Raw genomic sequence first — 21,307 nt, 5'->3', positions numbered from 1 at the left:
TATTATACCTTACTCTCAATAATAACCAAGCATTTTCTGGAATGGTTACTAAATTGTCAAAAATTAAAGACTCCCGTAATAATTTAGTTATAATTGTAAAGAAACAGAAATATATAGGGCGTTTCTTAGCGAATTGTGCCTTTACTCCACTACCTTTATGAGTTTCTTCTTTATTAATTAATAGTTAAATCTATCTGTACCCATGTTGTAATAATAGATTGACTATTTTTATGCTACACTTTTGATAGTTTGATAGAACACCATCAGCTATTGAAGGGAGCTTAAAAAATGAAACGTAAATTACCTCTTTACGGGGCAGTGCTTGCAGGAATGCTATATCTTGCACCTACTACCGCTTCAGCAGAAGATATATCGAAGCACTGGGCCTACCATGAAATGAACTATCTCATTACCAACGATTTAATGAAGGGTGATGAATTTGGCAATTATCGTCCGAATGATGCTGTTACTCGTGCTGAGTTTGCCGCATTTTTAGTTCGAACACTTAACCTGCCAGCTGCTTCTAGTAACGCAACCTTCTCAGACGTTAAGAAGGGTGACTGGTATTATGGAGTCATCGAGCAAGCAAGCTATCACGGACTGATTAAAGGTGATGAGCAAGGCAAGTTCAATCCGAATCATCATATTAATCGTCAGGAAATGGCGGCTATGTTAAAAAGAGCTCTCCATTATCAAAACATCAGCACGTCTTCCTCCCCTATTACTTTTAGTGACAATGCTCGTATTGCCAAATGGGCCTATGCAGATGTACAAGCTGTCGTAACAACAGGGCTACTTGTTGGGAAACCTAATAATCAATTTGCACCTCTTGCTCAAACAACTCGGGCTGAGGCAGCTACTGTACTCTACCGTTTAATCCATTTAGATGAATCAGAGACTGGTGGTAAGCAGTACATTACATCGAATTACTCACATGATTACGCTTCAGTGGTAAGTAAACAGGCTAACAATAATCCAAAGGTCGATGGTGCTGGCGTATTCACGGCTAGCGAGGCACTAGTGTCATACTATGTACATCCTAAAAGTTTTATGCAGGATAGCCCCTCTTATTATCAATTTTTAAAATTATCTACTGTGATGAATAACCTTAGTGCAAAGGAACTGAACGATAAAGTACTTGCAAATAAAGGAAGCTTAGCAGATACAGCGGATGCCTTTATTCAGGCGGGTGTCGATAACAATGTGAATGCCATTTATTTGTTATCCCATGCGCTACATGAAACGGCCAATGGTGCCTCTGCACTTATAAAAGGCATCGAGGTTGGCTTAGATACAAACGGTAAACCGATGATGGTGACTGCTGAAAATCGTGAAAAATTAACTGAGATTAAGAAAACCTACAATGTTTACGGCATTGGTGCTATTGATGCTGATGCAAATAAATATGGTGCTGAACGTGCCTATACAAATGGCTGGTTTACCGTTCAGGATGCTATTATTGGTGGTGCACAATTTGTAAAGGATCAATATATTAGTAAGGGTCAGGACACGTTGTATAAAATGCGTTGGAATCCGGACAAACCAACAGATCATCAATATGCTACGCATGTTATGTGGGCAGTGATCCAGGCGAAAAAGATTTATGACATCTACGAATTAATTGGTGCTCATACGTCAAGCAATTTAGTGTTTGATGTACCTGCTTATCAAAGTCAGTCTTCCGCTCCTTCATTACCAAGCCCAACAAAGCAATATGCGTTGGATTTAGGTTTAGCTGGGGCAACTGGAAAGGCTACTAGTAATGTCAATTTTAGAACGTATCCAAATACAGCAGATGCTGCTTCTATTATTACAAATTTGCCAAAGGACACATCGTTCAAACTACTTGGCGAAAATGGTGGTTGGTTCAAAGTGAGTGTTAATGGACAAGAAGGTTGGATAATTGATGATTATGTTAGTCTCGAAAATGGCTTACAGATTGTCGACATGAACATCACGCTCAATGTCAGAAGTGAACCTTCCACTACGAGCGCCATTTTAGGAACGGTTAAACCGAATGGCTTTATTATTGGGGCTGTCGATGATAAAGGTGAATTTATAAAGAATGGTGCCTGGTATCAAGTAATCTACAATGGAAAAACAGGCTGGGTGCATGGCGATTATATTGTAAAAAAATAATTCAATTGCGATTATCCAAAGAAGAGTGCGACATTGATTCGCACTCTTTTTGTTGGCCTTTTTTCGTTTGGTTATTTAATCACTATATAATAGAAGAAACTCGTAATTACAGGTTATAATAATCAAAATTTCCTCCTAAAATTTAGTACAAATTTATGCTTATTCAACCATTAAATAGTTCATGCATAGCAATAGGCTTTGCCCTCCTATTACTATTGACATCCTTTTTTGCAACCGTTCTTTTTTCAGTGATATGCCCTCTTACTACAGGTAAACCCTTTATCGAAAATTTCCTGTCAATATTGCTTTTATGGTATGATAGATTGCAGTGAAAAAGGAATTACAGAAAGGTTTGAACACTATATGAGGCATGTAACGATTATGGGCGTACCCTTTTTACATATTGGTCAGCAAGGGTTTGTTGATTTACTCGTTAATCGTATTGAACAGCAAGAAAAGACTTTCGTTGTGACAGCCAATCCAGAAGTTGTCATGCAGGCAAATGAAAATCCTACAGTGATGAGTTATTTACAGCAGGCTACTTACATTTGTGCGGACGGTATTGGTGTCGTTAAAGCTGCACAAATGCTAGGTGATTCACTTCCAGAGCGTGTAACAGGCTATGATACGATGGTACGGCTCTTGGAAGTTGGCCAACAAAAGCATTTTAAAATTTATTTATTAGGCGCACAAAAAGAAACAATCGAAAAAACAGTTGCGAATATACATCAGAACTATCCGAATGTTGATGTCGTTGGCTATCATGATGGTTACTTTGACTGGAATAACAATGATTTTGCAAATGAGATTGCGACATTACAGCCTGATCTTGTGTTTGTGGCTTTAGGTGTACCAAGACAGGAAAAATGGATTACTGAAAACCTAGATAAGTTTTCAAAGGGTGTATTTATCGGTGTAGGAGGTTCCTTTGATGTCATCGCTGGCACTGTGAAGCGTGCGCCAGTCATTTGGCAAAAGTTAAACCTTGAGTGGTTCTATCGACTGCTGCGTCAGCCAAGTCGTTTTGGCAGAATGCTCGTGCTCCCTCGCTTTGCTTTAAAGATTATTGCATTAAAGCTTAAAGGTCAGGGCAAAACAAAATGAGTCAGTCAACATTTGTCAAAAGTACACTCATCTTAACAATTGCGACATTACTTTCTAAAGTAATCGGCAGTATGTTCCGTATACCACTTCAAAATATTGCTGGCGATGAAGTACTCGGTATTTTTAGTCTTGTCTATCCTGTCTATATGGTGGCGCTATATTTATCCGTTGCTGGTATCCCTATCGCTATTTCTAAGCTGATTGCACAAGCTAGAACGAGTAATGACGCTGCCAAAATTAGAAAAATTTATGTAACAGCAAGAATCCTTGCACTATCCTTTGGCGTCATTAGTTTTACAATCATTTACGGCTTTTCAGAGCAGATAGCGAATGCACTTGGTGGACCTTCAACAGAGATTGCGTTAATTATTGTTGCCCTCACGTTACTAGTAGCTCCTTATATGGCCGTTTACCGTGGATTTTTCCAAGGCTTTGGGGATATGCGACCTACTGCCATCTCGCAAGTCATTGAGCAGTTAGTACGTGTTGCTTTAATTTTAATTGTTGCGTATTTCCTAGTTGCGATGGATTATTCAAATGATATCGTAGCTGGTGGTATTATGGCAGGCTCTGTACTTGGGGCACTCGGTTCACTTTTCTATTTACTTTTTAAATATTTCCGTTCTTCAGTAAAAGTGACGAGTAAGGAGAAATATTCTGGTAAGGATTTCTCTACCTATAGTAAAACCATTTTAAAAATCTCCATCCCAATTGCGATTGGTTCTGTGACAATGGCTCTCTTTAACTTTGTTGATTCCTTCACGGTCACATATGGATTGAGAAATGCTGGGGCAGATGCTAGTGAAATTAGCTTCCTTTACGGGATTTATGGTCGAGGGCTGACATTAGTTCAAATTACGACTGTGTTTGCTTCTTCGATTATCTTACCACTTGTGCCGCTGATTACAACGAAGCTAGCCGAACGTAAATTGGATGAAACACGCAGTATTATTGAACGAACACATCGTATGACACATCTCATTTCTTGGCCAGCTGCTATAGGGTTACTAGCCTTAACCTTGCCTTTAAATCTAGCTCTTTTCAAAGACTTAGAGGGAAGCTTAATGTTAGCCATGATTAATCTTAGCTCTGTCTTTACATCCCTGACACTGCTTGGAACAGGCATTTTACAGGGGATGAATGCTGCAAAAACAGGAGCCATCATTATTTTGAGTGGTGTTGTTCTCAAGGTGTTCTCTAACATCTTCTTTATTCAAGCATACGGTTTAGATGGTGCGGCATATGCAACATTGTTGGTATACTTTGTGTTATTTATTGTGAATTCTGTCTTTATTTATCGTATGATTCGCTTCACTGTCATTGGAAAAGATACGGTGAAAATGATTGTTTCTTCGATCGTAATGGGGGCAGCAGTTGGTTTACCGACCCTTTGGCTTGATTTTACACATTGGTCTAGAATGTGGGCAATGGGTTATCTGACTGTCGCAATCCTAGTTGGAGGAGCTATTTATTTCCTTCTACTATGGATGATGAAAGCTATTCATAAACAAGATTTAAAGAAAATCCCTGTTATCGGAAAAAGATTTTCATAAATAAGAGAGGTAGGACACTTATGTCGAAACAGAAATGGCTTTGGGGAATCATTGTTCTTTTACTTGTCGTTTCCTCAACAGGTATTATGATGAGGTGGAATGCGGAGCAAGCGAATGATGCTTATGAAATTGTGATTCCCTACGATGAAATACAAACCGCAGATAAAAATAGTGATTTAACAATGGATGATATCCTTTCCTCTTTAAAGGAAGCTGGACTGAATACAGTAAGTCTAGAGCCTTTAACGTTAAAGGAAATGGAAAAACAAAATTTGATTACTATTTATAAAGAAAACGAATTAGCAGCACAATTATTGTTCACACCTTATAAAGATGCTGTTGATATCACTAAGAGTGGTTATTACATCCGTGTCCCTGAAAATGAAAGCTATAAAAAGCTCATCATGGACAGCATCGAACCAGATGAAGTTCAAATAGGAGAAGAAGCTTTTTATTTCCTTGCAGCTTCTAACCACAATTATGATTTAAAAACACCAATCGGCTACGATCAACCTGCTATTGATATGATTAGTAAGCATGGACTAGCTCACATCTTTAAAGTAGAAAATGCAGCTAACGAAGTAGCTAACGAAAAATTGGTTAACCAATTACTAGCATTAAAAGATGCTTCTGCTGGTCGCTTACTTGGCCAAGGTGATGAAGCAATTGGTTTTGGACAAGAAGATGGCAATCAATTAGTTGAAAAATTAAGTGATGCTGGCTATTACTTCTACACAATTGAAAGTAACCCGCTTAAGGGCGAAAGTAAAATTGCTCAAATGACAGATTACAATATGATCCGTTTGCATAGTATCAATGTCAACAGAGAGACAAAATTAAAGTTAAATGAAAGTATTGACCGTACGACAAGAGCTGTGAAAGAGCGTAATATTCGCTCAATCTTCTATCATATTAAAACTACTGGCAACGCCAAAGAGAATGTAGAGGAAACGATTGATTACTTGAACGGTGTACATGAAAGAATGCCAGATCATTTCACACCAGGTGAGCCAAAGCTATTTGATAAAGTAGCCGTACCAGCTTGGGTAACGGCAGCCGTATTTTTAGCAGGTATTTTATTTACATTTATCGTTTCAGAATTAGTAAAATGGATGCCTCTTCGTATAGCGGCAGCTGGCTTTATGACGGTACTTGCCATTGCTTACTTCCTACTAAAGAGCACCCTATTCTTACAAGCATTCGCATTAATTATTGCTGTCCTTGCACCTACCTATGCAGTGATCAAAACAGCGCAAGGTTCTACGAAAATGTCTAAACTATTTGTCCAATATATAAAGGCAGTTGCAATTAGCCTTATTGGGATTGTCATTGTCATTGGCTTATTGAATGGTAATGCCTTTATGACAGGCTTTGCCGCATTTAAAGGTGTTAAACTTGTTTATGTTATTCCAATCATGGGCGTCTTACTATTTACATTAATTGAGATCAACAAATTAGTTGATCAAAACATGAAAAAATCTTTAACCAACACAGTAACATTATTAAATAAAGAACTAAAATATTGGCATGTGCTCTTACTCGTTGTTGTAGCAGGTGTCGGATTATTTTACATTAGCAGAACAGGTAACGCTGGTTCTGTAAGTAACATGGAATTAGTCTTTAGACAATGGTTAGAAAATACGTTATATGTTCGACCAAGAACAAAGGAATTTTTAATTGGTTTCCCATTCTTCATCTTAGCATTATATGTAATGGGGATTAATCGTAAATGGGGTAGTATCCTACTTGTACCAGGTGTTATTGGATTCTTATCTATCGTGAATACTTTTACACACTTACACATCCCAGTAGCAGTTTCTGTATTACGTACACTATACAGCGTGTCTCTTGGACTTGTCGTAGGGCTGGTATTTATCCTACTCTTCAAAATTGGTTATCGTTGGGTTTCTAAGGCAATCGCGAGGTGGTCATAATGCACGTTGTTTTATCTGGCTACTATGGTTTTGACAATGTAGGAGATGATGCTATTCTGCTGTCCATTATTCACTCTTTAAAGAAATGGCAGCAAGATATAGAGATTACTGTATTATCCAATAACCCAGCAGCTACTGAGCAAACATACGGTGTCAAGGCCGTCAATCGTTGGAAAATGAAAGAAATTCACCAACTGCTTAAAACAGCTGATGGACTTATAAGCGGCGGTGGTAGTCTCATGCAGGATCAAACAGGCATGAAAACCATTCCTTACTATGCGGGCGTTATTCAAATTGCAAAATGGTTGAAGAAGCCAGTATTTGTTTACGCCCAAGGTATGGGTCCGATTAATCACCCTCTTAGTAAATTCATTGTTCGCAAAGTCTTTAATAAGGTCGAGCAAATTACGGTTAGAGATAACGCCTCTCATGCTCTTTTAACAGAGATAGGTGTTCGTAAAGAGGCAATGGTTGTGCCAGATCCTGTTATGGGGCTAAACGGAAGTGACTTTGATTGTCAATGGCTAGAAAACGTAGCCCTGTCAGCCGAGAGCTATATTGCTGTAAGTGTTCGTGACTGGCCATCCACTGTAGCGTACAAAGAAAAAATCGCGCACAGCCTAGATCAATTAGTACGTCAAGGTGAGCAAGTCGTCTTCTTACCTATGCATGGTGACCATGATTTTAAAACTTCGCAGGATGTAGCCGCACTGATGAAGGAAAAGAGTTTGATTGCTCCTGCTGATTTATCCATAGAGGAGAAAATTGCAGTGATTGGACAATCTCAATTATTAATTGGTATGAGATTGCATTCCTTAATCTTCGCAGCCATTTATGCTACACCTTTTATTGCGATTTCATATGATCCGAAAATCGATGCGTTTGCTGACATTGTTGGCCAACCAGTTATAGGACATGTCGAAGTAGATGATTGGAATGGTGTTACCTTGTTTGAACAAGCTGTCGCAATCCTTGAAGCGTATACAACGGTTCAAGATAATATGCGTCAGACTGTCCTACCATTACAAAATGAAGCAACAGCAACAGCTAAATTAGCGATTGAGGTTTTTTCACAATAAACATTAAAAAATGATGAATTTCAATTAAATTGAAATTCATCATTTTTTTCCAACTTCTAATAATTTTAAGATGGACTGTGCTTGCTGCATATGCATCGCTAACACATATTGACTCGCCTGCATTAAAATCTGAGCCTTTACCATGTTCATCATCTCTTTTGCGATATCTGCATCCCGAATTCGAGACTCTGCTGCTTGTAAATTTTCTGCGGTGTTCACATTGGCATTATAGGCATGTTCCAAACGGTTTTGATAGGCACCAAGACGAGAACGTTCATTAGATACGCTTTTTAATGCCTCATCCATTGATGAAATGGCTTTATCCGCTTCCTCACGAGTGGCAATAGAAACATCCTTCAAGCCCAGTGCTTCTGATCCCATGCCATTGATAAACAGTTCAATAGATTGCCCTGCATTGGCTCCTGCTTGAATTTTAATGCCATTAGTCTCGTGATCTCCATTAAGCAACGTCTTAGTATTAAATTCTGTATCCGTCGAGATACGCTGAATTTCCTTCTTTAATTCTTGGAATTCCAGATCAAGTTTCTTACGATCATCATCTGTTAATGTATCATTGGCTGCCTCCACTGCTAGCTCACGCATCCGTTGAATCATGGCATGTGTCTCATTCAATGCTCCTTCTGCCGTCTGCACAAGAGAAATGCCATCCTGAATATTTTTAGCCGACATATTCAATCCACGAATTTGAGCACGCATCTTTTCAGAAATCGCCAGTCCAGCTGGATCATCCGCCGCACTATTGATTCGATAACCTGAAGAAATGCGTAGCATTGCCTTGCTCATCGCACTTTGATGCCGATTCATATTATTCAAGATTGACATCCCCGTTGCTGACCACTTACCAAGCATGCTTTCACCACCTTCTTATTATTTATATCGGTCTATTCGCTATTCTATTAATCTTTAAATTGGGAATCGTTTCAATTTTTTCGGGATTTATTAGCAATCCATCCCCTTGCATCTTTTTATATTAAACTTTCGACCTACCCTTTATACTAATGCGCATAATGAAAGCACCTTCTTCTCATTTACGAAAAGTAGGTGCTTACTGGGCATTCCATCTATTCAATTTTGAAACCTCCAAGTTGATGGCTCTTTTGCTGTAGCAGTTCGAAAAAGAGTGCTTTATCGTTCTCTAATAATGCCTGATCGATTAAATTATCATAATTTTGTTCCTCTAGCTCTGTGATGAGCTGATCTATTTCACCAACCGTCACTGTAGAAACTAATGGGATTTGTTGCTTCGGTGTAGCGCTTTCAAGTATTGGTGCTAAATGCTCATGAACATTGGTAATAAGCAGTAGTTGATAAAGTGGTAATCGGATAAAACGATTTCCTTTTTGGAAAACAAAAACCTCAGATAAATTTTCAATTTGCTGTGTCTTCAAGTTGATGATCATCTCTTTACCTTCTATGGGAATGAAATGGAAAATCTCATTCTCTTTTAAAATAGAGAAATATTGATAAGCAAATACGAGACGTAATTTGTCCCCAGTAATTTTTGTATAAAACGGCTTCATGTATTGAACTTGCATCATCCTTCATCCCTCCCTTGTTATCTGATTATTCAGATTTTAACATAAATCAAAAGCCTTGTTAACTATCTTATTTCATTTTTTCTTTCTAATCATTCAGCTTATCATTACTGCATTTTAATCGTATAATGGAAGGACAGTCTTTTTTCCTTTTTTACAATGAACAAAGTTAAAATAGCCATACATGATGAAAGGAGTGAGGTTATGGCATTATCTATATCGCAATTAGCCAAGGAGCATCAAGCATTTGTGCTGACAAAATTAAAAGAAGCTGAACAAGGGTTACACCCTTCCACTACGGAAGATGAAGAACTAGTGCGTCGTGCTGTCTTTTCTGTAAGGAATAAATCCATTGTGTTTGAACGTTTTAATGGAGCAAGTTCTATATTATATGCAAGTGTTCAGGATGTCAGACCCGCTTCTGTTGAAATTGATTTTTCCAAAGAAGAGCTACATTGTAACTGTCCTCAAACCAAATGGTGTCGACATCAAGTTGGTGCATTACTCGCCCTCTATCAATACTTTGATTCCGTTCAAAATTGGTCGAGTGCTTGGCGTGCTCAAAAATCTGTCCAGCTAAAATCTTTAGCTGATGAACGGAGCCCGCAAAGTTGGTCGATGATGGTTGATGAAGTAATGAAGCGATTATTGCCACCCGGCCGAGTATTAGAAGGCTATGGACTTTCTGCTGTAAGGACGGATGCTTTGGAGCGTCTTCGCCGACATATGCCCTTTGAGCGTGAATGGCAGCCTCTTTACAAACTCTTTATGGAGTTAGCCATTTTTAATACTATATGGCGGCATTTAAATGAAACACCTGGACATTCGTTAGATTCACCTTATATGAAATACTTTATCGACCAAAGCAGTCAATCATTTGAGAGCATCCTCACAGAGCTTACTAATCGGTCACGACTTTTTGCAACTGACCCATTTTATGATGCAATCCAAGAGCTAGTAAGGGAATTTTTATTAGAACGACAGGGGCTGTTTGCCAATCGACTTCGCCTGTACATGCTGCTTTGGGCAGTGCTTTTTTACGAGAAGCCTCGGCGTGAACAAGAATTAGTTTATTTAAATAATCTTGATCACCCTTCAGCAGAAGTTTTCCTGCAATCGTTAAGACTATTATTTTATGTGCTCTTACAAAAAGAGGATTTGCTGCTCGAAAGTTTGGCTCAGATTGATTTGGCACAAATACAGGATTTATTTGAACTTGCTACCTTTGCTCAACGTGCTGGCGAATCCTATTCATTGGCAGTCATTTTACGAGCAATACTACCTTTGACTGAAACATTTCTACAGGAAGTCGTGCCAGTTGTTCAGCGAGCCCAGTACGTAAGGCAATTCCAGCTATTGTTTGATGAAATACAGCTTACTGAGGAAGAGGAAGCAATGTTATACAGTGCCTTTGGTGTGTATGGTCTTCAGCCGTTCTCTAGCTTTCTAATTAAAAAAGGGCGTTATCGTGAATGGGCTGCTCTTCATCAATTAAATCCTTCGTCTCTGTCTTATTTAGAAATGTGTGGACTAAAGGATGTACTACAGGTTGAACCTGCTACTGTCTTACCTTTATACCATGTCTATGCAATGGCTGAAATTGCACAAAAATCACGCATGAATTATAAGCAGGCTGTGCGTATTTGGAAAAGTATGCGTAGTGCCGCAAAACGAGCTGGTAAAACGGGTTATTTTGAAACATATATGCATACTATTCGTGCAGAATATAAAAGACTTCGTGCATTACAAGAAGAAATTGAGAAAGGAAACTTAGTATGATGACAATAAATGCTCCTTCCCCTTTTTCCAAAACACAAAAGCTCCGTATTGATGTAGCTCGGGAAGGATATTTTACGTTGCAGGGTTTTACTGCAAATGGTACGACAATCGACGTAGATACATTCATTTCTTCGCTATTCTTTACTTATGAAGCAAATGTTTATGGTTTATTAACAAATCGGGCTGATTATACGATTGAGGTTTCTACTGCTGAGTTACTTGATATTTTTTCATCAAGTTTCCAACATCCCTTTATCAGTTGGCTTGGTGCAAATGAAGAAAGTAAAGAATGGCTTGAAAAAATATTGGCTTTACAGGAATACTGGCAGGAGCCATCACTTTGGTCCCACGCTGTCATTGCAGAAGATTTTTCTTCACTAACTTTTCCTATCGATCACATCGATTCAGTTTTATTAGAAACGGCTGTGCAGCAAAAACTTTCACAAGTCGGGCTAATTATAACTGATTTACCAAAGCTACTGCCCTTTTTCTTGCGTGGTGGCTGGCCGTTGGATCAAACTCGTCAAACTGGTGCAGTTTCGGTTTCTTTACGATTAAGTGAACCAGAGGATGATTCTGATGTATGGTTATTAGAAACGGTCTTAAGCACTGCTACTACAAAAAACTACTGGACACCTGCTATTCGCAAGCAATCTTTACCAATAGAAGATGCACTTCCTACAAAATGGCGGATGTATGCAACTGACATCGAGCAGCAACAACAGCAAATTGTAGATCTTCTATCCAACGATGATAGCAAAAGTGATACTTTTATTCGTGTGGCGCTGGAAGATTCAGAAGTACGATCCTTTTTACGTGAGGATCTCGCTAGATTGCAGGCACTTGGTTTTGATGTTGTACTACCTGCATGGCTTAAGGATTTAAAACAATCCAAAATCCGTGTACGCGTCACAACTAATAATGTCTCAGCAAAAAAGGTAGCAGGATTAGATGATATTTTAACGTTTAAATGGCAATTTTCTATGAATGGACAAACGATTTCACCTGAGCAATTTAAAAAGCTAGTGGATGAGAAACGTGAATTTATTCGTATTGGTACTGAATGGTTCCGAGTCGACGCCCATTGGATGCAAGAAATGCGTGAATTGATGCAGCAGGCAGAAGATGAAAGCTGGACTGTTCGGGAGTTGTTATTTAGAGAATTACCTGAAGACTTGTCTGCACCTCTTGAGGAAGAAGATGCTGATGATGCACTAAGAGATGATCCAATCTTTGCATTGGAAATTCAACAGTCATTAAAAGCATATATGGAACAGCTTTTGGAGAAAAAAGGATTGCCTGCAGTACCGATTCCATTATCTTTACAGACCGAATTACGACCTTATCAAGTAGAGGGCTTTGAGTGGTTAATCTTTATGCGTCAACAAGGTTTCGGTGCGTGTCTAGCTGATGATATGGGCCTTGGTAAAACGGTTCAGCTGATTACCTATTTACTTCATATTTATGAGGATGTAGCTGATTATACAAAGCCATCCATCATTATTTGTCCAACTTCAGTTCTCGGTAACTGGCAAAAAGAGCTCGCTCGATTCGCTCCTTCTCTGGTTGTGCATACGCATTATCAGACAAACCGAGCGAAAGATGAAGAATTTAAACAGTTAGTGGCAGTAGAAAAACCACATGTTATTTTATCAACCTATGGTACTGTTTCGCAGGATACTGATTTTTTACAAAACATTGATTGGGCAACTGTTGTACTTGATGAAGCTCAAAATATAAAAAACATGCAGACATTGCAATCAAGAGCCATTCGTAAATTACTAGGTGACCATCACATTGCCCTTACTGGGACACCTGTAGAAAATCGTTTATCTGAGCTATGGGCTATTTTTGATTTCATTCATAAGGGTTATTTAGGTAGCTTTGGCCGCTTCAACGAGGAATTTATTTTACCTATTGAGCGGGACGAATCGGATTCACATAAGCAGAAACTACGAGCTAAAATTCAGCCATTCTTATTGCGTCGTACAAAGCGTGATCCACATTTACAGCTTAACTTACCAGATAAGCTAGAATCGAACGAATACTGCCCATTAACAGCCGAGCAAGCCTCTCTCTATGAAGGCTATATTTTAGAGACACTCGATCAGCTGGAGCAGTTAACAGGCTTTCAAAAAAAGGGACGCGTCTTAAAGATGCTCAGTAAATTAAAGCAATTATGTAATCATCCTGCCCTATATTTAAAGGAGCCTTTCGAGGATGCCGAAACGATGCTTACACGTTCGACCAAGTTAGAGCGCATTGTACAAATGGCAGCTGAGATTGTGGACAATGGCGAGCAATGCCTTATCTTTACACAGTATATCGGGATGGGGCAATTGCTACAGCATTGTTTAAGTGAATTATATAATGTAGATGCACCTTTTTTAACTGGTGCAATGCCTAAGCAGCAGCGTGACCGCTTAGTTGAGGCTTTTCAGGCAGGAGATTTCCCTATATTTATCCTCTCCTTAAAAGCAGGTGGAACAGGGCTTAACTTAACAGCAGCTAATCATGTTTTACATGCGGATCGCTGGTGGAATCCTGCTGTCGAAAATCAAGCAACCGATCGAGCTTATCGCATAGGGCAAACACAATTTGTGCAAGTCCATAAATTTGTAACAATAGGCACGATCGAAGAAAAAATTGATAAAATGTTGGTGCAGAAATCTGCTCTATCAGAAGAACTCATTCAATCAAGCCAGTGGTTGACCGAATTAGAGGATCAAGAACTTCGTGATTTAATAACATTAGACATATACTAATTAGATGCGCCAAGAGCAAATTGTTCTTGGCGCTCTTTTAGCGGAACTTTGTTGCTTCTTTTCCCTACTTACTTCATTATTCTTATTTAGTTGTGTTGAAACTTCCATTGCTGTGCGGTCTTCAGCAATGGTTTTATTATAAATCTACACATCATTCCTTTCTGTTGCTACGGTGCACGGATAGAAGAAGAATGGCGGATCAGACAATGATTTTTTCCTGCCCCGTATGTAAACTTAACTTGCTATGGTAATACAAAATCTTTTAAGTCTTCCTGTTCTTTCGGTGGTTTTGGAGGGACAACAGCTATTTCGTCACTATCCCTTTGTTTGAGCTGATAAAATCGTACATCTTCTACCACTACCTCTGTCATAAAAATCTTGGTGCTTTCTTCATTTACAAATGACCTTGTTTGAATACGGCCGTTTGCACCTATTAATGAGCCTTTACCGCAATATTTGACGATATGCTCTGCAAGCCTTCCCCAAGCTGTACAGAATATAAAGTCCGTGTCTACTTCCCCACGATTATTTTTAAAATTACGATTAATGGCGAGTGAAAAATGAGTCTGCACACGATTTCCAGATAAGTAACGTAACACTGGATCTTTCGTAAACCTTCCGACCAGTCCGACTTGATTCATTCGTTCACCTCCTTTACTTTAGATTGCTCTCATCTTACAAAACGATTCCATTTTTAGCAAAATCCGATATTGTTAATTTCCATCAGTTTTTAAGCATAAATTAGGTAAATTAGCATTTTTACTTTTCTATTTTTTAATAATTTTTCAGCTGAATTCTTTAGGCTGTAATGGCAAATGCTACTTCATGAAATCATCAATTTCGCAGTTTTTAAAAAGTCGTGACAGGTGCGCATAACAAACAACCGATACTTTCATGTGTTATACTAAAAGAATGACAGACTTAGGAGGAATATACATAATGAAAACATTTAAAATGCTTTCCTTTGACCTTGTCACAAAAGATGGCGTGCAACCATTCCCTTTAGTCGATGGCATCATTATTAATCAGGAGAACAGCCATCAATCTTGGGTACTTGAATTATTTATGGATAAACAATATCGCTCAACCTTTGATGAGCTCTTAGCGAATGCTACTGTCTTCAATGTACGTGCAGTTATTTCATTTCCAGATAATGAACCCGCTCCTTTCCAGGTAATCGTACATACTGTTCAAGAAATCGGTGCTCATGTTTCTGTACTATTAAAGGGTACACTCAAAATTAAACGTTCTAAATATGCCGAACAATTGCTTTCAGAGCTACTTGCTGAAGGTGTTTCCCTAGAGAATTTACTGGAACGCTTTACGAAAGATATGAAGAAGCGACCAAAATTAAAAAATGACTAGCGATGCGTATTTTGCATCGTTTTTTTGTTGGACAAGCTACTATTTTTATGTAAAATACAATTTAAAAAGGGAGGTTATACTTTGCTTGCTATTAGGGAAAAACCTTTAAAATTATTATGGCTTGAGGCTTTAATGAGGCGTCTTCTTAAGGATGATGTCGAATTCCATTACTTTCAAGAGCAATTTCGTCGTGTAGATGCAGGGTTTGCTGGTGAACAAAAAGTTGATCGTGAATGGCATGAAATAATATGTCCAAATATTTTTTTTGTATTACATAATTTATATTTGGCAAACGCTGCTCAACATACACATCAGCTCGATACACTTTTTATGTGTCCTCAATTTATATTCGTTTTAGAAATCAAAAACATTCATGGTCGTCTTGATTTTGATCAATATACACATCAATGCACACGCACGAAGTTAGATGGTACTGTTGAAGGATTTCCAAATGCTCTTACTCAAACAGAGCGCCATATGCGATTTCTTAAAACACTTTTTGAAAACTATTCACTCCCCGTTGAAGGTGCTGTTGTCATTGCGAATCCTTCAGCGATAATTACTAACCCGTCAAATGCTGCTGTCCCAATTTTTCATCTGTCTGGGCTTCATGCACATCTTCAATCCCTTTTTAAAAAGTATCCTCAAAAATTATTATCAGAAAATCAATTAACTCAACTGGTCCAAGTGCTTCTTTCCAAACAACTGATTCCCCAAGTTCAAACAGCGATTGCACCATCACGATTTCGACAAGGTGTCCTTTGTCCAAAATGTTCCTATCTGTATAAAATGTATTACCATCGTGGTGTCTGGAAATGTTCATCCTGTCATAATACGAGTATAGAAATTTTCGCAGAAGCCTTGCATGATTATCGATTATTAGTAGGACATACTATTACAAATCAACAGTTACGGTCATTTTTTCATATTCGTTCTAGTGATGCAGCCACTCGATTACTAAAAAAATTTAAGTTTTCTTATACTGGTGCATATAAAGATCGAGTTTACCATTTACCCGAAAATTTATTGGAATATATGAAGGCATTTTTTTGAAGCTTTATTTTGCTGCTTTCACGGGTATTCGCTTCTCTTCCGCGGCTATTCGCTTCGCTTCCGCGGGTATTCGCTCTGCTTCCGCGGGTATTCGCTTCTCTTCCGCGGGTATTCGCTTCTCTTCCGCGGGTAACTACTTCTCTTCCGCGAGTTTTCACTTCTCTTCCGCGGTTTTTCGCTTCTCCTCCGCGGGTTTTCACTCTGCTTCCGCGTGTTTTCACTTCTCTCAGCAGTATATTTTCATGAAAAAAGAGTGCTTTCCATTTAGGAAACACTCTTTTTTATGTTATCGGTTGTTCATACCGTCACGGTACTTTTCCGTGTCGTTGACTTTGTCATCGACAATATCATTATTATTGTTGCTGTTTACGTTGTCTTTACGTTCAACACCGTTTACACCATTTGCATTTGGTACGTTGTCATAGCCGTTTGTACCGTTTAAATCAGCATTTGACCCAGGTGTTGTTGCTTCAGGCAATGTTGTATTATCATTAACAGTGCCTCGATCAACACCATTTCCATTTACATTATTTCGATTATATGCATCATCCGTATCATTTGGATCTAATGCATCCTCGACATTGTCCACACCACGACGAACGTCATTCTCGACTTCTCTTACTGGGTGATCTTCTACTGCATTATTTCCCCAGTTACATCCTCCAAGGAATACAGTTGCAAGAATAATGGTTAAAAATGACATTTTCCACATAGTAAAAAACCTCCTTTCTTGGGTACTATGTCATCAAATACGTGTGTATTTGTGATCCTACATAGATTGCCCGGGAAAGGAGGGAACTATCCGATTTTTGTACAAACTATTTTTGTTTTTCTTTTAATAACTGTTCAATATATGCTGCTTCTGCTTTACAGTCATAGCTATAGTTTGTGCCTAACTCTTTTTGCAATGCTTCGATTGTTTCAGTTTGCTGTGTTGTTGGTTCTTCATTTAAAATTTTGGCAATAACTTCATCGATTTTTTTTGCCATCTCTTCATGAAACTGTGCACTCATCAATGTATCAGCAGGGATTTTTTCGATCCATGCGGCATTTTCTTGAAAATAAGTCTGCCAACTTGCAATGAAGTCTTCCATTGAAAAGCGCTCATCATCCCAACCAATACTTGCTAAGTATGTTTCAAAAGATGTCGAAATCGAACGAGTAATGCTAATTTTAATACCTGAAGACAATTCCTTATACATCTTAATAATCCTCCTACGTTTGTAAAACCTAAAAATTACATCTATTTCAATTCACAATCGCTTATTCGCCATCGCAATTTAAGAACCTATTAATCAATTTTTGACTTGACTTTATCTATTTTATATCTTTTGGTCTACAAATGCAAATTAAGCTTGTTTTGGCTGTTCTGGCCCAATTGCAAATAGAATATCGGCTTCACATACAAGTTCTCCATCTACAGTTGCTACAGCATGTCCTTTACCCATTGCACCACGAAGTTTTACGAATTCTACTTCAAGTTTAAGTTGGTCGCCCGGTACGACTTGTCGCTTGAAACGACAATTATCCACACCTGTTAAAAATGCTAAACGTCCCTTAAATTCTTCTGCATTTAATAATGCCACTCCGCCTACTTGTGCTAATGCTTCTACAATTAAGACACCTGGCATAACAGGATATCCTGGGAAGTGCCCGTTAAAAAAGTCTTCATTAATAGAAACGTTTTTTAAACCTACTGCACGTTTCCCTTCTTCTAATTCGATGATCCGATCTACAAATAAAAAAGGATAGCGATGTGGTAGGATTGCTTGAATTTGCTCTGCTGTTAACATGTCATTTCCCCCTCAAACTTAGGTATGTATACACAAAGTAAGGTAAAGAATAATGTTATTCTTTACCATTCATAATATCAAATATATGTTGCCATGTTTCAAATTTAAAAATATCCATAGCATTGCCTTCTCCAATAACACTGAAGCCAAACATTGCGCCTAATGCTGCGGCAGCAACGACTAAGACGAGAACAATTACAATGCGTAACCAAATCGGAATCAGTCGGATTTGCACCCATCGAACCTCGCGTTGCTCTCCATTTGAGCGGCGTTCTTTCTTTTCTGGTTGCGTATCGGTTTCTTGTGTCGGCACAGAACGTCGACGTGAATCGTTAGTCATAGATTGTACTCCTCTTCATTCCTTACTATGTGTTTTTGGATAACTTTTTATCGAATGCCGTTTATTAGTCCTAGCATTTGATCTGCTAATGTAACCGTTCTTGCATTGAATTGATAAGAACGTTGTGTTTGAATTAGTTCTGTCATTTCCTTCGATAGGTTTACATTGGACATTTCTAATGTACCACTTTGCATTCCGATTTGTTGACGATTGGCACCAACTAGCTCTGTCAGAACGTCTGCTTGTGTATAGCCTAGTTCAGCTAGATTGTCTGGTAACCCAACATACGAACCTGTGATATGTTCCATTACTTGCGGCTTTTGGAATTCAGTTACGGCTAAGTCCGTACGAATGATATCGCCATTTGGATAAGATGCTTCTAATACGCCACCTTCTCGGACGGCAAAGCTTTTAACAGTATCCGGTAATGTAATGGCTTGTCCTGCTGCATTAGCTACGGGATAACCCTCTGCCGTTACTAGCATGACTGTCCCGTTATTTAACGGCGATAAATAAAAGTCACCTTGTCGAGTATACACTGTTTCGGTTCCATTTTCACCATTTGGCATTAAAATATTGAAATATTGTTTTGCCTTTGTAAAAGCGAAGTCTAAATCTCGATTAGTTGTTTGTAATGAACCTTGCTTTTCATTGGATTTAATTTGTCCCAGCATTGCACCAGATCCATAACGAATACCAACAGGTGTTTGACGCTCAGCACGATCCTGCTTATCATTATTAAATTGCTGATAAAGTAGTTCATTAAAAGATGCTTCCTTCGATTTAAAACCTGTTGTACTGCTATTGGCAATGTTATTACTAATCGTATCAAGTTTATTTTGTAATTGGCCCATTGTGTTCGTTGCCGTAATCATTGTACGTAGCATTTATAAAACGCCTCCTGTTCGCCCATTAAATTTTTCCGATTTCATTAACAGCCTTTTCCATACTGCGATCATAAGCTTGTAATACTTTTTGGTTTGCTTCAAACGCACGGTAGGCTGTCATTAAATCTGTCATAGTGCGACTAGAATCTACGTTTGAACCTTCTAAATAGTTTTGACGTAGTGTAAAGGAAACGCCATTCGCTCCATAGGCTGTTGGTAAGTTCTCACCATTTTGTGTACGAATGAGGCCATTATCCTGTTTAAGTAGCATGTTCGGATTCGCAGCAAATGATACACCAACACGTGCTACCTGCTGATCATTCACAAAAATGGCTCCACTTTCATCGAGGCGAAAATCATCATTTGGTAGCTGGATACGTTGTCCTGCATCATTTAGTACGTATAGACCTTGACCATTTACTAAATAGCCTTGACCATCTAACGTGAAATTACCATTACGTGTATAGGCTTCACCACCAGCTGGATGTTCAAGACGGAAGAAAATTGAGCCTGTAACACCATCTTCATTTTGTGGTAAATTTCCATCGATTAATGCCATATCTGTTGTAAAATCAGTGTTGTAGATTTGGCCTTGTATGTAATTTGGCAATGTTTCTTGTAAATATGTCCCTGTATTTAAAGCTCCTACTTGACTCATATATTCAGCGCCAGCTTGTTGATTGGCGGGAGCATTTGTCTTTCCAATACTAGACATCAGCATGTCTGGGAACGAGCGAATTGTTGATTGATCTGCCTTAAATCCTGGCGTATTCGCATTGGATAAATTATTGCTTAGTAATTCTGTTCTTCTTTGTTGCGTGATCATACCTGTTGCAACTGTATAAAACCCTTTAAACAAAGAAATCACCTCATTTTATTTTTATAAGGATGCTGGCACACGATCAATATTTTCCAGCATAATGCCTGTACCAATAGCTACACAATCCATAGGTCTCTCTGCAATGAAGACAGGAACTTTTAACTCTTCTATTAATAGCTGATCCATTCCATGTAGTAATGCACCGCCACCAGTAATAATAACGCCACGGTCAATGATATCAGCTGAAAGCTCAGGTGGTGTTTTTTCTAAGACATTTTTTGCTGATTGGACAATCATCGCTACAGATTCGTGTAATGCACGTTCAATTTCCTCAGAATGGATTGAAATTGTACGTGGTAAGCCTGTTACCATATCACGACCACGAATATCCATTGTATCATTACGGCTACCCTTGAAAACTGTACCGATTGTCATCTTGATTGCTTCTGCTGTACGTTCACCAATTAGCAATTTATATTCTTTTTTAATATATTGCAAAATATCATTATCAAACACATCGCCTGCTACTTTTATGGATTCACTTGTTACAATATCACCCATTGATAGAACTGCGATATCTGTTGTTCCGCCACCGATATCGACTACCATATTACCGCTTGGTTGGAAGATATCCATGCCTGCACCGATTGCTGCCACTTTTGGTTCTTCCTCTAGATATACTTTTTTACCACCAGATTTTTCTGCAGCTTCACGGATAGCTTTTTGCTCAACACTTGTAATGTTCGTTGGACAGCAAATTAAAATTCGTGGCTTTGCCAAAAATCCTTTTACGTTTAATTTATTGATGAAATGTCTTAACATCGCCTCTGTCACATCAAAATCTGCAATGACTCCATCTCTTAGTGGGCGAATTGCTGTGATATTACCTGGCGTTCTCCCTACCATTTGGCGAGCTTCTTCCCCTACCGCTAATACTTTGTTTGTTTTTTTATCAATCGCCACAACAGATGGTTCATTTAGGACGATCCCTTTTCCTTTAACGTGGATTAATACGTTCGCAGTTCCTAAGTCAATGCCAATATCTTTCGAAAACATTCTATAATTTCTCCTTCCCGCCAGTTCCAACTACATAACGTTCATTTTATCTCTTTATCTAGAATATTTTATCATATTCTATTG

The 21,307-nt window shown here is 38.5% G+C and carries 19 protein-coding genes; 9 read left to right on the top strand and 10 right to left on the bottom strand.

What is annotated here, in order from left to right:
- The first annotated feature begins 288 nt into the window (after positions 1-288).
- The 5 genes from GJU32_RS19895 to csaB all read left to right on the top strand — a co-directional run bounded on the left by GJU32_RS19895 (position 289) and on the right by csaB (position 7,809).
- Complete coding sequence (locus GJU32_RS19895) at positions 289-2,139, top strand: S-layer homology domain-containing protein (RefSeq protein WP_155593661.1); 1,851 nt, start codon at positions 289-291, stop codon at positions 2,137-2,139.
- Positions 2,140-2,502: 363 nt separating this feature from the next.
- A complete protein-coding gene (locus GJU32_RS19890; RefSeq protein ID WP_230875099.1) occupies positions 2,503-3,243 on the top strand; it encodes a WecB/TagA/CpsF family glycosyltransferase in 741 nt (246 codons plus the stop codon).
- A complete protein-coding gene (locus GJU32_RS19885) occupies positions 3,240-4,796 on the top strand; it encodes a putative polysaccharide biosynthesis protein (RefSeq protein ID WP_155593660.1) in 1,557 nt (518 codons plus the stop codon). Before GJU32_RS19890 ends, GJU32_RS19885 begins: the two co-directional genes overlap by 4 nt.
- Before the next feature lie 20 nt (positions 4,797-4,816).
- The gene (locus tag GJU32_RS19880; RefSeq protein WP_155593659.1) at positions 4,817-6,730 is read left to right on the top strand and encodes a DUF5693 family protein; all 1,914 of its coding nucleotides are present in this window, start codon (positions 4,817-4,819) and stop codon (positions 6,728-6,730) included.
- On the top strand, positions 6,730-7,809 hold the full coding sequence (gene csaB / locus GJU32_RS19875; RefSeq protein WP_155593658.1) for a polysaccharide pyruvyl transferase CsaB: 1,080 nt from the start codon (positions 6,730-6,732) through the stop codon (positions 7,807-7,809). Before GJU32_RS19880 ends, csaB begins: the two co-directional genes overlap by 1 nt.
- Positions 7,810-7,848: 39 nt before the next feature.
- Here the strand turns inward: csaB and GJU32_RS19870 are convergent, their stop codons facing one another.
- Both GJU32_RS19870 and GJU32_RS19865 read right to left on the bottom strand, forming a co-directional pair.
- Positions 7,849-8,679: a flagellin N-terminal helical domain-containing protein gene (locus GJU32_RS19870; protein WP_155593657.1), complete on the bottom strand. Its 831-nt coding sequence runs from the start codon at positions 8,677-8,679 to the stop codon at positions 7,849-7,851.
- A 212-nt stretch (positions 8,680-8,891) separates the two neighbouring features.
- Positions 8,892-9,368 (bottom strand): transcriptional regulator, encoded by a 477-nt coding sequence (locus GJU32_RS19865; protein WP_155593656.1) that lies wholly within the window; start codon positions 9,366-9,368, stop codon positions 8,892-8,894.
- Between the two features lie 156 nt (positions 9,369-9,524).
- Between GJU32_RS19865 and GJU32_RS19860 the strand changes: the two genes are divergently transcribed.
- Both GJU32_RS19860 and GJU32_RS19855 read left to right on the top strand, forming a co-directional pair.
- Positions 9,525-11,144 (top strand): hypothetical protein, encoded by a 1,620-nt coding sequence (locus GJU32_RS19860; RefSeq protein WP_230875098.1) that lies wholly within the window; start codon positions 9,525-9,527, stop codon positions 11,142-11,144.
- A complete protein-coding gene (locus tag GJU32_RS19855) occupies positions 11,141-13,909 on the top strand; it encodes a DEAD/DEAH box helicase (protein ID WP_155593654.1) in 2,769 nt (922 codons plus the stop codon). The genes GJU32_RS19860 and GJU32_RS19855 overlap by 4 nt, the downstream gene beginning before the upstream one ends.
- A gap of 242 nt (positions 13,910-14,151) precedes the next feature.
- Here GJU32_RS19855 and GJU32_RS19850 read toward each other — a convergent pair whose 3' ends face one another.
- A complete protein-coding gene (locus GJU32_RS19850; protein ID WP_155593653.1) occupies positions 14,152-14,550 on the bottom strand; it encodes a single-stranded DNA-binding protein in 399 nt (132 codons plus the stop codon).
- Positions 14,551-14,848: 298 nt separating this feature from the next.
- Here GJU32_RS19850 and GJU32_RS19845 point away from each other — a divergent pair, with 298 nt between their 5' ends.
- Both GJU32_RS19845 and GJU32_RS19840 read left to right on the top strand, forming a co-directional pair.
- Positions 14,849-15,274, top strand: a complete 426-nt coding sequence (locus tag GJU32_RS19845) for a YwpF family protein (protein WP_155593652.1) — start codon at positions 14,849-14,851, stop codon at positions 15,272-15,274.
- Positions 15,275-15,355: 81 nt separating this feature from the next.
- Positions 15,356-16,327, top strand: coding sequence for an NERD domain-containing protein (locus GJU32_RS19840; protein WP_230875097.1), 972 nt, complete (start codon positions 15,356-15,358; stop codon positions 16,325-16,327).
- A 286-nt stretch (positions 16,328-16,613) separates the two neighbouring features.
- Here the strand turns inward: GJU32_RS19840 and GJU32_RS19835 are convergent, their stop codons facing one another.
- From GJU32_RS19835 to mreB, 7 genes are all read right to left on the bottom strand, one after another.
- Positions 16,614-17,039, bottom strand: a complete 426-nt coding sequence (locus GJU32_RS19835; protein WP_155593651.1) for a hypothetical protein — start codon at positions 17,037-17,039, stop codon at positions 16,614-16,616.
- A gap of 106 nt (positions 17,040-17,145) precedes the next feature.
- A complete protein-coding gene (locus GJU32_RS19830; RefSeq protein WP_155593650.1) occupies positions 17,146-17,529 on the bottom strand; it encodes a hypothetical protein in 384 nt (127 codons plus the stop codon).
- Between the two features lie 147 nt (positions 17,530-17,676).
- Entirely contained in the window at positions 17,677-18,120 is a 444-nt protein-coding gene (gene fabZ, locus GJU32_RS19825) for a 3-hydroxyacyl-ACP dehydratase FabZ (RefSeq protein WP_155593649.1), read from the bottom strand.
- Between the two features lie 55 nt (positions 18,121-18,175).
- Positions 18,176-18,460, bottom strand: coding sequence for a DNA-directed RNA polymerase subunit beta (locus tag GJU32_RS19820; protein ID WP_155593648.1), 285 nt, complete (start codon positions 18,458-18,460; stop codon positions 18,176-18,178).
- Between the two features lie 47 nt (positions 18,461-18,507).
- A complete protein-coding gene (locus GJU32_RS19815; protein WP_155593647.1) occupies positions 18,508-19,347 on the bottom strand; it encodes a flagellar hook-basal body protein in 840 nt (279 codons plus the stop codon).
- A 25-nt stretch (positions 19,348-19,372) separates the two neighbouring features.
- The gene (locus GJU32_RS19810) at positions 19,373-20,206 is read right to left on the bottom strand and encodes a flagellar hook-basal body protein (protein ID WP_155593646.1); all 834 of its coding nucleotides are present in this window, start codon (positions 20,204-20,206) and stop codon (positions 19,373-19,375) included.
- Positions 20,207-20,227: 21 nt separating this feature from the next.
- Complete coding sequence (gene mreB, locus GJU32_RS19805; protein ID WP_008180529.1) at positions 20,228-21,223, bottom strand: rod shape-determining protein; 996 nt, start codon at positions 21,221-21,223, stop codon at positions 20,228-20,230.
- Positions 21,224-21,307: the final 84 nt, after the last annotated feature.

The organism is Lysinibacillus cavernae, from assembly GCF_009724685.1.
GTDB lineage: Bacteria > Bacillota > Bacilli > Bacillales_A > Planococcaceae > Lysinibacillus > Lysinibacillus cavernae.
This window is presented reverse-complemented; position numbering and strand designations above follow the sequence as displayed.

Coding starts and splice junctions, on each gene's coding strand:
- GJU32_RS19855 (WP_155593654.1), top strand. CDS start 11,141: ATGATGACAATAAATGCTCCTTCCCCTTTTTCCAAAACACAAAAGCTC.
- GJU32_RS19845 (WP_155593652.1), top strand. CDS start 14,849: ATGAAAACATTTAAAATGCTTTCCTTTGACCTTGTCACAAAAGATGGC.
- GJU32_RS19865 (WP_155593656.1), bottom strand. CDS start 9,368: ATGATGCAAGTTCAATACATGAAGCCGTTTTATACAAAAATTACTGGG.
- mreB (WP_008180529.1), bottom strand. CDS start 21,223: ATGTTTTCGAAAGATATTGGCATTGACTTAGGAACTGCGAACGTATTA.
- GJU32_RS19895 (WP_155593661.1), top strand. CDS start 289: ATGAAACGTAAATTACCTCTTTACGGGGCAGTGCTTGCAGGAATGCTA.
- GJU32_RS19860 (WP_230875098.1), top strand. CDS start 9,525: ATGAACAAAGTTAAAATAGCCATACATGATGAAAGGAGTGAGGTTATG.
- GJU32_RS19830 (WP_155593650.1), bottom strand. CDS start 17,529: ATGTATAAGGAATTGTCTTCAGGTATTAAAATTAGCATTACTCGTTCG.
- GJU32_RS19885 (WP_155593660.1), top strand. CDS start 3,240: ATGAGTCAGTCAACATTTGTCAAAAGTACACTCATCTTAACAATTGCG.
- fabZ (WP_155593649.1), bottom strand. CDS start 18,120: ATGTTAACAGCAGAGCAAATTCAAGCAATCCTACCACATCGCTATCCT.
- GJU32_RS19850 (WP_155593653.1), bottom strand. CDS start 14,550: ATGAATCAAGTCGGACTGGTCGGAAGGTTTACGAAAGATCCAGTGTTA.
- csaB (WP_155593658.1), top strand. CDS start 6,730: ATGCACGTTGTTTTATCTGGCTACTATGGTTTTGACAATGTAGGAGAT.
- GJU32_RS19880 (WP_155593659.1), top strand. CDS start 4,817: ATGTCGAAACAGAAATGGCTTTGGGGAATCATTGTTCTTTTACTTGTC.
- GJU32_RS19890 (WP_230875099.1), top strand. CDS start 2,503: ATGAGGCATGTAACGATTATGGGCGTACCCTTTTTACATATTGGTCAG.
- GJU32_RS19835 (WP_155593651.1), bottom strand. CDS start 17,039: ATGTGGAAAATGTCATTTTTAACCATTATTCTTGCAACTGTATTCCTT.
- GJU32_RS19870 (WP_155593657.1), bottom strand. CDS start 8,679: ATGCTTGGTAAGTGGTCAGCAACGGGGATGTCAATCTTGAATAATATG.
- GJU32_RS19815 (WP_155593647.1), bottom strand. CDS start 19,347: ATGCTACGTACAATGATTACGGCAACGAACACAATGGGCCAATTACAA.
- GJU32_RS19820 (WP_155593648.1), bottom strand. CDS start 18,460: ATGACTAACGATTCACGTCGACGTTCTGTGCCGACACAAGAAACCGAT.